General features: G+C 75.0%; 12 protein-coding genes. 8 read left to right on the top strand and 4 right to left on the bottom strand.

The window, feature by feature from the left end; all coding sequences use genetic code 11:
* On the top strand, positions 1-772 hold a 772-nt coding region (locus tag ACFWJ4_RS38700), incomplete at its 5' end, for a zinc metalloprotease (RefSeq protein WP_380553361.1).
* 31 nt (positions 773-803) lie between these two features.
* Here ACFWJ4_RS38700 and ACFWJ4_RS38695 read toward each other — a convergent pair.
* Complete coding sequence (locus ACFWJ4_RS38695; RefSeq protein WP_380553358.1) at positions 804-1,187, bottom strand: hypothetical protein; 384 nt, start codon at positions 1,185-1,187, stop codon at positions 804-806.
* 147 nt (positions 1,188-1,334) lie between these two features.
* Here ACFWJ4_RS38695 and ACFWJ4_RS38690 point away from each other — a divergent pair, with 147 nt between their 5' ends.
* Positions 1,335-1,796, top strand: a complete 462-nt coding sequence (locus tag ACFWJ4_RS38690) for a universal stress protein (RefSeq protein ID WP_359900206.1) — start codon at positions 1,335-1,337, stop codon at positions 1,794-1,796.
* 51 nt (positions 1,797-1,847) lie between these two features.
* The gene (locus tag ACFWJ4_RS38685) at positions 1,848-2,696 is read left to right on the top strand and encodes a DNA-formamidopyrimidine glycosylase family protein (RefSeq protein WP_380553355.1); all 849 of its coding nucleotides are present in this window, start codon (positions 1,848-1,850) and stop codon (positions 2,694-2,696) included.
* Here ACFWJ4_RS38685 and ACFWJ4_RS38680 read toward each other — a convergent pair.
* Together ACFWJ4_RS38680 and ACFWJ4_RS38675 are read right to left on the bottom strand one after the other, a co-directional pair.
* Positions 2,644-3,279 (bottom strand): uridine kinase, encoded by a 636-nt coding sequence (locus tag ACFWJ4_RS38680; RefSeq protein WP_359900210.1) that lies wholly within the window; start codon positions 3,277-3,279, stop codon positions 2,644-2,646. The genes ACFWJ4_RS38685 and ACFWJ4_RS38680 overlap by 53 nt on opposite strands.
* 56 nt (positions 3,280-3,335) lie before the next feature.
* Positions 3,336-4,676, bottom strand: a complete 1,341-nt coding sequence (locus ACFWJ4_RS38675) for a PQQ-binding-like beta-propeller repeat protein (protein WP_380553352.1) — start codon at positions 4,674-4,676, stop codon at positions 3,336-3,338.
* Positions 4,677-4,883: 207 nt separating this feature from the next.
* On the opposite strand from ACFWJ4_RS38675, the gene ACFWJ4_RS38670 reads away from it, so the two are divergent.
* A complete protein-coding gene (locus tag ACFWJ4_RS38670) occupies positions 4,884-5,420 on the top strand; it encodes a Uma2 family endonuclease (RefSeq protein ID WP_380553367.1) in 537 nt (178 codons plus the stop codon).
* An 11-nt stretch (positions 5,421-5,431) separates the two neighbouring features.
* Here ACFWJ4_RS38670 and ACFWJ4_RS38665 read toward each other — a convergent pair whose 3' ends face one another.
* Positions 5,432-5,758: a DUF4326 domain-containing protein gene (locus ACFWJ4_RS38665; protein ID WP_380553349.1), complete on the bottom strand. Its 327-nt coding sequence runs from the start codon at positions 5,756-5,758 to the stop codon at positions 5,432-5,434.
* A 94-nt stretch (positions 5,759-5,852) separates the two neighbouring features.
* Between ACFWJ4_RS38665 and ACFWJ4_RS38660 the strand changes: the two genes are divergently transcribed.
* The 4 genes from ACFWJ4_RS38660 (at position 5,853) to ACFWJ4_RS38645 (ending at position 12,314) form a co-directional block, all read left to right on the top strand.
* On the top strand, positions 5,853-8,384 hold the full coding sequence (locus tag ACFWJ4_RS38660; protein ID WP_380553346.1) for a SpoIIE family protein phosphatase: 2,532 nt from the start codon (positions 5,853-5,855) through the stop codon (positions 8,382-8,384).
* A 136-nt stretch (positions 8,385-8,520) separates the two neighbouring features.
* Positions 8,521-10,185: a sensor histidine kinase gene (locus ACFWJ4_RS38655; RefSeq protein WP_380553343.1), complete on the top strand. Its 1,665-nt coding sequence runs from the start codon at positions 8,521-8,523 to the stop codon at positions 10,183-10,185.
* Between the two features lie 148 nt (positions 10,186-10,333).
* Positions 10,334-11,002, top strand: coding sequence for a response regulator (locus ACFWJ4_RS38650; RefSeq protein WP_380553364.1), 669 nt, complete (start codon positions 10,334-10,336; stop codon positions 11,000-11,002).
* A 556-nt stretch (positions 11,003-11,558) separates the two neighbouring features.
* Entirely contained in the window at positions 11,559-12,314 is a 756-nt protein-coding gene (locus ACFWJ4_RS38645) for a transglycosylase family protein (protein ID WP_380553340.1), read from the top strand.
* Positions 12,315-12,395 lie beyond the last annotated feature (81 nt).

Genomic DNA, 12,395 nt, shown 5'->3' with positions numbered 1-12,395 from the left:
CCCGAACGCGGTCGGCGCCGGGCAGGCCCGGGCGATGCAGGCCGACCTCGACCGGCGGCTCGCCGAACTGGGCGCCGGCCGGCGCCGGGCCGCCGCCCCGACCACCGTCCCGGTGTTCTTCCACGTGATCCACGACGGCGCCGCCGGACGGCTGGACCAGGCCGCCGTCACCGGCCAGATCGACCACCTCAACGAGAGCTACGGCGGCCGGGGGAAGGGCAACGTCGCGAGCCCGTTCCACTTCGAGCTGGTCGGCGCCGACTGGACCGACAAGGCGTCCTGGTACACCGGCATGACCCCGGGCTCGCCGGCCGAGCAGGACATGAAGACCGCCCTGCGCAAGGGCGACCAGGGCGCCCTCAACCTCTACACGGCCCGTCTCGGCGACTCCCTGCTCGGCTGGTCGACGTTCCCGGACGCGTACCGGACGAACCCGACCGACGACGGGGTGGTGGTGCTCGACGCCTCCCTGCCCGGCGGCGCCGCCACCCACTACGACGAGGGCGACACCGCGACCCACGAGATCGGCCACTGGCTCGGCCTCTTCCACACCTTCCAGGGCGGCTGCCGGGCCCCGGGCGACTATGTGGACGACACCCCGCCCGAGCGCACCGCCGCCTCCGGCTGCCCCGAGGGCCGCGACACCTGCGCCGGCCCCGGGCTCGACCCGATCCACAACTTCATGGACTACAGCTACGACTCCTGCATGACCGGGTTCACCTGGGGTCAGGTCCAGCGGATGGCCAACGCGTGGGCCGCCTACCGGAGTTGAGCGTCGGCGGCGCGGCAGGACGGCACGGGGCTCAGCAGAACACCACGAGGTAGAGCAGCGTCCGGCCGCCGGAGGCGCGGAACTCGTAGGCCAGGTGGTCCAGCTCGCAGGCCTCCCGCCAGACGGCCGGACGCTCCTCGGGGGTGAGCAGGGCGGGCGCGAAGACGCCCGGGGAGACCTCCTCCAGCTCGCCCCGCAGACCCAGCGTCATCTCGTCCGCGCCGACCGCCAGCCGCTTCGCCAACCGCCGGTCCACCGGGCCGCGGGCCAGCCGCCAGTAGCGCCCCCCGGCGTCCACGAAGCCGCCCGACGCGAGCGGGTCGTCGAGATTCCGGCACTGGCGCTCCTCCTGCGGTGGCAGGGCGGCCAGGACGTCGGCGAAGCCGCCCGTGCGGCGGCGGGGCTTGCTCGGCATCCGGGCATCCTCCCAGGCCTGGAACCCCGGCCGCGATCGAATTGAATGCGGCGGGTCGCTTTCGGCGTGGCAATACCGAGCGTTTGTCCGATTTGATCTATGTTCGGAGGGTCGGGACCGATCAGGAGCAACCGAAGGAGCAAGGCCATGAGTGCCAATCCCCGGATCGTCGTCGGCGTGGACGGCTCGCCCGCCTCGGAGCAGGCGCTGCGCTGGGCGATCGACTACGCGCGGGCCGTCGGCGGGACGGTCCACGCGATCGCCGCCTGGGAGTACCCGGCCTTCTACGGGTGGGCCGGGCAGGGCGTGCCGACCGTCGAGGCCTTCAACCCCGAGGAACTCGCCGGGAAGACCCTCAGCGAGACCATCGCCAAGGTGGCCGGCGACGACGCCGGCGTGGCGATCGCCGAGAGCGTGATGCCCGGCAACGCCGCCCAGGCGCTGCTGGAGGCCGCCAAGGGCGCCGCGCTGCTCGTCGTCGGCAGCCGCGGCCTGGGCGGCTTCTCCGGCGTGCTGCTCGGCTCGGTCAGCCGCCACCTCACCGAGCACGCGCCCTGCCCGGTGGTCGTGGTGCGCGAGGGCCAGGCCGCCCCGGGGCAGTCGGCGTAACCCACCGGGGCCGGTGTCCCGGCGGGCCGCCGCGCGGACCAGAATGGAGACATGCCAGAAGGTGACTCCGTCTACCGCGTGGCGGCCCACTTGCGCGAGGCCCTCGCCGGACAGCCGCTGACCAGCGCCGACCTGCGGGTGCCCGCGCACGCCACCGCCGACCTCACCGGCCGCCGGGTGCTGGAGGTCGCCCCGCGCGGCAAGCACCTGCTCACCCGCTTCGAAGGCGGCCTCACCCTGCACACCCACCTGCGGATGGACGGCCGCTGGGAGGTCTACCGCCCCGGCGAGCGGTGGACCGGCGGCCCCGACCGGCAGATCCGCGCCGTCCTCGGCACCGACCGGGGCACCGCCGTCGGCTACCGGCTGCCCGTCGTCGAACTGCTGCGCACCGCCGACGAACGGCGGATCGTCGGCCACCTCGGCCCCGACCTGCTCGGCCCCGACTGGGACGCGGTCGAGGCCGTCCGCCGGCTCCTCGCCCACCCGGGCCGCCCGGTCGTCGAGGCCCTGCTCGACCAGCGCAACCTCGCCGGGATCGGCAACGTCTACGCCAACGAGCTGTGCTTCGTCGCGGGCGTCACCCCCTGGACCGAGGTCGGCGAACTCCCGCACCCCGACCGGCTGGTGGAGCGTGCCCGGCAGATGCTGGAGGCCAACAAGCTGCGCCCCGGCCACATCACCACCGGCGACACCCGGCCCGGCTACCAGCACTGGGTGTACGGCCGGGCCGGACGGCCCTGCCCGCGCTGCGTGACCCCCGTGGTCGCCGGCCGCCAGGGCTCGCCGCCGCGCGACCGGGCGGTCTTCTGGTGCCCCTACTGCCAGCGCGGCCCGGCCCCGGAGGTCACGGCCGCTCGACCAGCGCGGGGTGGCGCGGGTCGTCCACCCGGACGGTGACGTCGGCGGCCTCGGCGGGGACGGTCTGCGCCTCGTAGCGGGCGAAGGCGGGCAGCGTCCACTGCTGGTCGGCCGGGGTGCGGCGGGCCAGCGCGGCCGGACCGAGCGCCAGGTGGACGGACAGCTCCAGCGGCAGCCAGCGGCCGAGCAGCAGCGCGCCGTCCAGCAACAGCACGCCGCCGGGCGGGAGTTCGGTGTACGGGGCGCGGGTCGAGCGGTCGGTGACCGGGTCGCGCAGCGAGGGCAGGACACGGCCGCTGCCGCCCGGCTCCAAGGGGTCGAGCACCTCGCGCGCCAGGGCGCCGTCGTCCAGCCAGAGGTCGTGGAAGGCGTCCGCGTCCTGGTGGCCGTACTCCAGCCGGACCGAGGCCGGACGCAGGAAGCCGGAGGCCGAGACCCGCAGCGTCGGGTGGCCGCGCAGCCGCAGCGGCTCCACCAGGGCGTCGGCGAGCGCCTCGGGGCGGGCCGCCGCCGCGCCGTCCACGGCCACCCGCAGGCGCCGGTCGCGGGCGCCGGGCAGGGCGGCGATGCGGTCGGCGAGCAGCTCGGCCAGCTTCTCGGGGGAGATCGGGCGTACCTGCATCGGGCCCTCCTGCCGGGTCGTCGGGGCGGTCGGTGTCGTCGGGACGTTCAGTTCGTTCAGTTCAGCGGAAGGGCGTGCAGGACGTCGTCGTGGCCCGCGTAGAGGCGGGTTCCGTCGTACTGGTGGGTCGCGTCGGTGGCGAGGGTCCAGACGTCCTTGCCCGGACCGGAGTCGTGGAAGGTCCACCCCAGCTCGCCGGTCGCCGGGTAGATCGCGCTGACCCCGCCGACCGACGTACCCGGGACGAACAGCGTGCCGTTGGCGACCAGCGGACGGCTGCGGCGGTCCAGCGGGAACGGCAGCCGGCAGGACCACAGCTCGGCGCCGGAGGAGGAGTCGTGGCAGGTGACGACGCCCTGGTCCCACGGGATGTACACCCGGGGGCCGTGCTGGATGGGCGGCAGCGCCCGCCGGGACTCGCCCCGGGCCGGGGAGTACGTCCAGCTCAGCTCGCCCGTGCTCCGCAGCACCCGCACGCCGCCGTTGCCGTCGGGGACGAAGAAGCCCGACGAGTCGCTGACGAACCAGCGCAGGTCCTCCTCCCCGGTGGCGGTCCACAGCTCCCGGCCGGTGGCGGCGTCCCGGACCACCAGCTCGGCGCGGCCGTCGAGGAAGCGGACGCCGGCGAGGCGGCCCGCACCTCCGCCGTCGGCGGTGGGCGTGACGAGCTGCTCCGCCTGCTCGGTGCGGACGGACCAGAGCAGCTTGTGGTCGGTGACCCGCAGCGCGAAGAGGTAGTTGTCCGACAGCGAGCCGTCGACCCGCGGGCGGCCCCAGGCACAGCCGTACAGGACGGCGGGGTCGCGGCGGTCGTAGCCGGCGAGGCGGGTCCGGCCCTGCAGTTCGTCGGGCAGCGGCAGGCTCCAGTCGGCGGCCGGGTCGGTGAAGTGGCGGGCCTCGACGTGGCCCTGGTAGGTGGTGAAGAGGTGGTCGGGCCCGAACACCACCTTGCCGAGCGTGTCCAGGTCGTTGGGCCAGTTGCGGTCGGCCGGCGGGTCGAACACCAGCAGCCTGCCCGGGGTGCCCTTGGCGTGGTCGAGGACCTGCAGACCGCTCTTCGAGAGGAAGACGGGGCGGTGGGGCGGGTCGGTCAGCCGCTCCGGGGTCATCGCCTCCGGTCCGCGGTAGGTCCAGAGCGGCGTCGGGCCGGACAGCGCGGTCGGCAGCGGCTCGGTCGGCCCCGGCGAGGGACGGGCCCCATCGCCACCCGAACGGCCGAGCGCCCAGGCGGCCCCGCCCGCTGCGAGCGCCCCGGCCCCGAGCAGCAGCCGGCGCCGGCTCGGCCCGGTGCGCTCCCCGCCGCCCGCGATCACGTCCTCGGTGGCCCCGCCGCCGTCCGTCTCCTCGTCCCACTGCCACGACGTTCCGCGCGCGGGCCCCCCGGACGACGACTGCATACGGCTCTCGCTTCCCCACCGGCGGCCCCACGCCGCCACCCGTCCGGAGAATATCGAACAGTCCCCGAACCGTCCGAAACCGCCGCAACGCTCGTACGAGGGCTCGTACTAGGCTGTGGCACACAGAGTGAGGCCCGCTCAGCAGCCCAGGGGAGGTACGCCGTGACGGCCGAGTTGATCGCACCCGAGTTGATCGCACCCGAGTGGATGCACCGGCAGATCACCAGTGAGCAGTACGACTCCTGGACCGAGGAGCAGTGCGCGGGCATCGAGATCGTCGACGGGATGGTGGTCGTGTCCCCAAGCGCTTCCAAGCGGCACAACCGGCTCGCCCGGCTCCTGGCGAACGCCTTGGACGACGCGGGCGGCGTCGAATGGAACGCCGACACCGACTTCGACGTCCGGCTGCAGGACGTGCCGCTGAACAACCGTCGGCCGGACGTGGTGGTCTACCGCGCGGACACCATCGACGAGTCGCCGACCAGACCCGACCACGTCCTGCTGGTGGTCGAGGTGGTCTCGCCGGGCTCGGAGACCACCGGTCGGACGGTCGAGCCGGACCAGTACGCCAAGGCGGGCATCCCGTTCTACTGGCGGGTCGAGCAGGCCGCCGGCCGCGTGCCGATCGTCCACACCTACGTGCTGGACCAGGCCGAGGCCGCGTACCGGCCGGGGGAACTGTTCACCGGGCTGGTCAAGGCCGCGGTGCCGTACCCCGTGACGGTGGACCTCTCGGGACTCTGAGCCGCCCGGCCTCAGTTCGGCGGGTGGTCCGCGAGGTCGGCGAGGACGTCGGCGTGGCAGGGGAGCGGGGCGCACCAGCAGCCGAGGCGGTGGCCGCGCAGGGGCGGGACGAGGGCGAGCAGGTCCGGGCGGGCGAGCAGGTGCTCGCGGTACTTGACGACCATCTCCTCGCGGGTGAGGTCGGGGCCAGGACGGTACGGGCAGTGCAGCGGGGACTCGGCGAGGTGCCAGCCGCCGCGGTGCATCGCGCGGCCGACGTAGACGACGTCCGCGTACCCGGGGTCGTCGCGGTGGCCCTTGAGGTTGACCACGGTGGTGCGGCGGGATCGGCTCGGCATGCCGTCCATGCTGGTGCACTCCGCGCCCCGGGGCAGCCCGGGGCCGGTGCGGGCTCGCCTTGACACGGTTGCGGGCCGGGCGTAGCAAAAGAGCATGCGCCATCCGCACGCGACCGGTGGGGCCCCTGGTACGCGGCCCGGTCCGGACCGGCCGCCGGAGCCCGGGGCCGGCGCGGAGGCGGACCGGGCGTTCCCGCCGTCCGTCCGGGACCCGGCCCCGCAGACGGACCAGCGGCGGGACGAGCTCCTGGCCGACGCGGTGCGCCGGGCGCTGGGGACGACCGGGGTGTACGGAGTGATGGTGTACCTGCGCTCGCGGGACCGCCGCTCGCTGGTGCTGCGCACGATCGCGGGCGTGCCGCTGGCGGTGATGAGCCCGTTCCGGCGGGTGGCCGCCGCCGGCCCGCTGCCGGTCGCGGTCTGCTTCCGGACCGGGCACGTGATCACCCTGACCGATACCGAGGACACCATGCGGCGCTTCCCGCAGCTCGCGGTCGGCCTGCCGTACGACTTCGCCTCCGTCTGCGTGCCGGTGGCGCACGGCGCGGAGCGCTTCGGCGTGCTGAGCGGGCTGTGGCCCGCCTCGGACGACGGGCTTCCGGAGCCGGCCGCCCGGCAGCTGGCCGAAGCGGCCGCCCGACTGGGCGAGCAGCTGGCCGAGCTGGCCGGGACCGGGCAGTCGGTGGAGCCGGGCGGCGAGGTGGCCGTGGTGGAGCTGCCGCCGCCGCCGTCGGTACCGACCACCCGGGTCGGGCTGTTCGACTGGGACGTGGCCACCGGGGCGCTCGCTGCCGACGAGCAGTTCCGGGAGATCTTCGGCTTCGGGCCGGGCGAGTTCGACGGCACGGTGGCCGCGTTGAACCGCCGGGTCGCCCCCGGCGACCTGCCGGCGTTCCGGGCCGCCGCCCGCGTCGCGCTGGAGCGCGGCGAGGTGCTGGCCGCCCGGGTCCGGGTGCTCGGGCCGGGGGGCCTGCCGTACCCGGTGGAGCTGTGGGCCCGGGTGCCCGTGGCGATCTCCGACGGCCGGACCCACCTGGTCGGCGCGGTGCTGGACGTGCGCGACCTGACCGCCGCCGCGGCCGCCGTCGAGCGGCTGCAGGAGGGCGTGCTCTCGCTCGACCCCGACGGCCGGATCAGCTACGCCAACCGTGCCACCGAACCGCTGCTCCGGGCCCGCCGCCAGGACCTGCTCGGCCGCCACCCCTGGGACGTGCTGCCCTGGCTCGCCGACCCGGTCTACGAGAACCGCTACCGCGCCGCCCTGTTCTCCCAGCGGCCCACCGCCTTCCTGGCCGCCCGCCCGCCGGACGGCTGGCTCGCCTTCTCGCTCTACCCGGACCCGCACGGCGTCACCGCCCGGGTGGTCGCGGCCGAGCCGCCGCCGGGCGCCGCCGAACCGCCCGCCACCCCGCCGCCCGCCGGCCGCACCGGGGTCGGCGGCACCCACCACCTGCTCCAGCTGGCCAGCGCCCTCACCGAGGCGGTCACCGTGCGGGACGTCTGCCGGGCGGTGGCCGAGGAGGTCCTGCCGTCCTTCGGCGGCCAGGAGCTCGCCATCTACACGGTGCGCGACCAGCAGCTGCACCTGCTCTCCCAGGCCGGCTACCCCGACGGCTTCCTGGAGGCCTTCGAGGGCACTCCGATCGACGCCCGGGTGCCCGGCGCGGAGACGCTCAGCACCGGCACCCCGGTCTTCTTCGAGTCGGTCCGCGAACTCGCCGCCACCTACCCCGGTCTGGCCCTGGACGAGATGGGCGCCTGGGCCTTCCTGCCGCTGATCGCCTCCGGCCGTCCGGTCGGCACCTGCATCATCGGCTTCGACCGGCCGCGCCCGTTCACCGTGGAGGAGCGCGGCCTGCTCACCGCGCTCGGCGGCTTCATCGCCCAGGCCCTGGAGCGCGCCCGGCTGTACGACGCCGAGTTCGTGCTGGCCCGCGGCCTGCAGCAGGCACTGCTCCCGCACCGGCTGCCCGAGGTGCCCGGCATCCGGATCACCGCCCGCTACCTGCCCGGCACCCAGGGCATGGAGATCGGCGGCGACTGGTACGACGCGATCGTCACCGGCGGGGACGTCACCCTGGTGATCGGCGACGTCGAGGGCCACAGCGTCGGCGCGGCCGCCACGATGGGGCAGCTGCGCAGCGCCGTGCGCGCCTTCGCCTCCGGCGGCGACCCGCCCGACGCGGTGCTCGCCCGCACCAACCGGCTGCTGCTCGACCTCGACCCCGGGCTGCTCGCCAGCTGCTGCCTGGTCCGGCTGACCCCGGCCGTCGGACTCGCCCGGATCGCCCGGGCCGGACACCTCCCGCCGGTGCTGCGTCACCCCGGCGGGCGGGCCGAGGCGCTGTACGTCCCGGGCGGTCCGCTGCTCGGGGTGGACGACCTGGCCGACTTCCCGGTCAGCGACCTGCGGCTGGGCAGCGGGGCGGTGCTCGCCCTCTACACCGACGGACTGGTCGAGGACCCCGCGGTGGCGATCGACCAGGGCGTGGACCGGCTGCGGGCCGCGCTGGCCCGGGCCGCGGCGGGGGAGGGGCTGGAGCAGGCGGCCGAGCGGCTGCTGCGCGAGGTCGGGTCGACCCGCCGGGTGGACGACGTGGCGCTGCTGCTCACGGCCTTCGGCTGAGCGGCCGGCCGGCGGGCGGTCGGTCCGGCGGGTGGTCCGGTGGTCGGTCCGGCGGGCCGACCAGGCGACTTTCGTCGGCGGGGGCCGCGACGAAGGAGGACGGCGGGCGCCCCGGCCGGACCGATAGCCTCGACGCGTGGAAGCGATCGCGCGGGCCTGGAACACGGTGGTACGGACGGCGCTGCCGGGGCCCTGGCGGCCCCGGCGGGTGGTGGGCGAGGCGGTGGCCGCCCTGCTGATGGGCGGGTTCGCCGCGCTGTTGGAACTGCTCGCCAACACCGGCCTGGCGCTGCCCCTCGGCCTCGCCGTCGCGGTGCTGTGGGTGCTGCGCAAGGGTCTGCCGGCCACCGTGCTGCTCGCCGCCGCGGCCCTGGCCGGCTGGTCGGTCGGACCGATGCCGCTGCTGGTGTGCGCGGGCTGGACGGCCGGCGCGCGGATCCGCCGGGTCTGGTCGCTGGTCGGCGCCTTCGTCGTGGGCTGGGTGCTGTTCACGGTGACGGGAGTGGTGAAGGACGTCGCCTCGCTCTCGCCGAAGCTGGTGCTGTCGCTGTCGCTCGGCTTCTTCCTCGTGATCGCCGTGCTGCCGGCGCTCTACGGCCGCTACCGGGCGCAGCGCCGCGCCCTGCTGGACGCGCTGCGCGAGCGCAACGAGCAGCTGCTGCGCGAGCGGGTCATGGTGGTGCACCAGGCGCGGCTGCGCGAACGGCACCGGATCGCCCAGGACATGCACGACAGCCTGGGCCACCAGCTGGCGCTGATCTCGGTGCACTCCGGTGCGCTGGAGGTGGACCGGACGCTCACCGACCGGCAGCGCGAGGCGGTCGGGGTGCTGCGGCAGGCGGCGGTCGCGGCGATGCGCGAGCTGCGCGAGGTGGTCGGGGTGCTGCACGACGAGTCGACGGCGCTGCCGCCGACCGCCGGGACGGCCGCCGCCGGCCCGCCGGCCCGGGGCGGGGTGGACGGGATCGGCGGCCTGGTGGAGTCCTCCCGGGCGGCCGGGGCGGAGGTCGACCTCACCGTGGAGGGCGGCCGGCGTCCGCTGGCGGCCGCCGTCGACCACGCGGCGTACCGGATCGTGCAGGAGGCGCTCACCAACGCGCACAAGCACGCCCCGGGCGCGCCGATCGCCGTCGCGCTGCGGTACGAGCCGGACGCACTGGTGGTGGAGGTGAGCAACACCCGCGCGCCGGAACTCGTGGGCGCACGCGGCGGCGCGGGCGCCGCGGTCAGCGGCGGTCAGGGGCTGACCGGCCTGCGGGAGCGCGCGAGGCTGGTCGGCGGCATGGTGCACGCCGGGCCCACGCCGGAGCAGGGCTTCCGGCTGGCGGCCGTGCTCCCTTACGAGGGAGCGGAGCAGGACGCGGCGGCGACGGGTGGGGCCGAGGACTGGATGCTGGACGGCCTGCCGCCCGTCGAGGAGCCGGAGCGCGGGCGGCGCAGCCCGGCGATGGGCTGCGCGCTCGGGGTGGTCGCGGTCGCGCTGATCGTGCTCGGCCTGGTGGTCTGGGGCGTGATCGCCTTCGTCCGGGGCACCAACGACGCGACCGTCCAGAAGCCGATGTACGACCAGATCAGGGTCGGCACCGCCGAGGCCGAGGTGCTGCAGACGCTGCCGCGCGGCAACAACTTCTTCACCGACACCTATAAGGGGACGGGGCCCGAGGTGCCGGCGGGCGCGCACTGCCGCTGGTTCGTCCTGAACGGTGCGCCCGGCGCCGGCTGGAACGAGGAGCACGTGGCGCGATTCTGCTTCCGGGACGGGGCGTTGGTGGAGAAGCAGGAGTACGTCGCCAGGGGCTGAGTGCCCCCGTGCGCGGGCGGGTGCCCCGGCGGGGCGGGCCGGGCCGGTTTCGGAGCACGGTGGTCCGGATCGGGGTGGTTCGGAGCGGTCCCGCCGGGATGTGAGGATGGTGCCGCAGCCGAAGCACCGTTCGAGGGGAATGACCAGCGTGATCCGAGTCCTCGTCGCCGACGACGAGCCGCTGATCCGGGCCGGGATCAGGATGATCCTCGGCTCCGCCGCCGACATCGAGGTGGTCGCGGAGGCCGCCGACGGGCGCGAGGCGCTGGAGCTCGCGCGGGCGCACCGGGTGGACGTGGTGCTGCTGGACATTCAGATGCCGGTGATGGACGGGCTGACGGCGCTCGGGGAGCTGGCGAGGGTCGCCCCCGGCGCGCGGGCCCTGATCCTCACCACCTTCGGGGAGCGCGAGAACGTCCTGCGCGCCGTGACCGAGGGCGGTGCCGGCTTCCTGCTCAAGGACACCGCGCCGAACGAGCTGATCCAGGCCGTCCGGGCGGCGGCGGGCGGCAACGCCTTCCTCTCGCCGGCCGCCACCCGGCACATCGTCGACTCGCTGGCCTCCGGCCGCAGTGCCTCGCTGGCCGCCCGCGCGGTGGCGGCGCGGCGCCGGCTGGATGTGCTCACCCCGCGCGAGCTGGAGGTGTTGGCGCTGCTCGGAGAGGGTCTGTCCAATGCCGACGCGGGGGCGCGGATCCACATGAGCGAGGCGACGGTGAAGACCTACGTCAGCCGGATCCTGGCCAAGCTGGGCTGCGAGAACCGGGTCCAGGCGGCGCTGTTGGCCCGGGACGCGGAGCTCGACGGCCGTCACTGAGAGTTCCTTTTCGATCGCGGTGCGTGTCGGGCGTGACGGATGCCACTCGGCGGCGGCGCGGAACCGGGAACTCCGGACCGGATGGTGACGGTGCGTCAGCTGACGATTCCTCCGTGTGGATGGCGTGTGAGCTTTCTCGGAGGGATAGGTGTGAGCGAGGGCACGGATTTCGATCATTCGATCTTGAAAATTCGGTCAAAAGTATTCAAATCAGGCGCATCTTCTTGATCAATACCGCCGGTAACAGTCAACTGACCTGCGACGTCCAAGAATTGCTTGCTGCGTCCGGGTGATGCCCCCTAGCTTCATTGGCGGCGCAACGAGCGCCACCCGGGTCCACCCCGACGCACTGCCCGCCGACTGACCAGCGGCGCGAGGGCGGTGCCCGCCGACGAGGCCGGCTCCAACAGGCCGTCGGCGTGCGGAGGTGACCGGGGCGGCACGGCACGTCCGACACGTGTCCGGCCGCCCGTCGAGTGAGGTGAGCGAAAAACTGCCGGCCCATGTCCCGGGCCTGGTTCCGCATGCCCACCCGGGACTTGTCGAGAGGACCTGTATGAATCCCCGTCACGAGACCGCCGCTGCCACCGACACCACCGCCACCCCCAAGCGCCACCGCGTTCGGATGGCGGTCGTCGCGGGCGCCGCCGTCGCGGCCCTGCCGGTGGCCGGCCTCGTCACGGCCACCTCGGCCTCCGCCGCTACCGCCTCCACCTGGGACGCCGTCGCCCAGTGCGAGAGCGGCGGGAACTGGAGCATCAGCACCGGCAACGGCTTCCACGGCGGACTGCAGTTCTCCCCGTCCACCTGGGCCGCGTACGGCGGGACCGCGTACGCCTCCCAGGCCAACAAGGCGAGCAGGGCGCAGCAGATCGCCGTCGCGGAGAAGGTCCTCGCCTCGCAGGGCCCGGGCGCCTGGCCCGTCTGCTCGCAGAAGGCGGGCCTGGGCAGGGGCGGCGCCCCGGCCGCCGTCGACACCTCGGGCGGCGCGGAGGCCAAGCCGGCCGCGCCCGCGGCCAAGCCCGCCAAGCCCGCCGCCGCGCCCGCGGCCAAGCCCGCCAAGCCCGCCGCCCCCAAGGCCGCCGCCGCGCAGCAGGCGCCCCAGGGGCAGCCCTCGGCCAAGCCCGCGCAGTCCGCGCCGGTCGCGCCGAAGAACACCGCCGCGGGCGGCTACACCGTCAGGAGCGGTGACACCCTGAGCGAGATCGCGGCCAAGTTCGGCACCGACACGGACAGCCTCTACCGGAAGAACGTGCGCACCATCGGTGGCGACCCGGACCTGATCTTCCCGGGCCAGACGCTGACGGTCTGACCCTTCGACGGGAGGCCGCCCGGCGGGGAGCCGCCCGACGGAGCCTTGCCGACCGGCCGGAGCGGCCGCCCTGGACGGGGC

Origin of the sequence: Kitasatospora sp. NPDC127067 (genome assembly GCF_042724755.1) — a bacterium.
Taxonomy (GTDB): Bacteria; Actinomycetota; Actinomycetes; order Streptomycetales; family Streptomycetaceae; genus Kitasatospora; species Kitasatospora lactacystinica.
The sequence above is the reverse complement of the archived record's forward strand: the minus strand, read 5'-3'. Positions and strand labels throughout refer to the sequence as shown.

What these genes read in the sequence shown, in the direction of transcription:
- ACFWJ4_RS38680 (WP_359900210.1), bottom strand. Translation starts at nt 3,279, where the DNA reads ATGCAGGTACGCCCGATCTCCCCCGAGAAGCTGGCCGAGCTGCTCGCC.
- ACFWJ4_RS38670 (WP_380553367.1), top strand. Translation starts at nt 4,884, where the DNA reads ATGCACCGGCAGATCACCAGTGAGCAGTACGACTCCTGGACCGAGGAG.
- ACFWJ4_RS38695 (WP_380553358.1), bottom strand. Translation starts at nt 1,187, where the DNA reads ATGCCGAGCAAGCCCCGCCGCCGCACGGGCGGCTTCGCCGACGTCCTG.
- ACFWJ4_RS38685 (WP_380553355.1), top strand. Translation starts at nt 1,848, where the DNA reads ATGCCAGAAGGTGACTCCGTCTACCGCGTGGCGGCCCACTTGCGCGAG.
- ACFWJ4_RS38665 (WP_380553349.1), bottom strand. Translation starts at nt 5,758, where the DNA reads ATGCCGAGCCGATCCCGCCGCACCACCGTGGTCAACCTCAAGGGCCAC.
- ACFWJ4_RS38645 (WP_380553340.1), top strand. Translation starts at nt 11,559, where the DNA reads ATGAATCCCCGTCACGAGACCGCCGCTGCCACCGACACCACCGCCACC.
- ACFWJ4_RS38660 (WP_380553346.1), top strand. Translation starts at nt 5,853, where the DNA reads ATGCGCCATCCGCACGCGACCGGTGGGGCCCCTGGTACGCGGCCCGGT.
- ACFWJ4_RS38675 (WP_380553352.1), bottom strand. Translation starts at nt 4,676, where the DNA reads ATGCAGTCGTCGTCCGGGGGGCCCGCGCGCGGAACGTCGTGGCAGTGG.
- ACFWJ4_RS38690 (WP_359900206.1), top strand. Translation starts at nt 1,335, where the DNA reads ATGAGTGCCAATCCCCGGATCGTCGTCGGCGTGGACGGCTCGCCCGCC.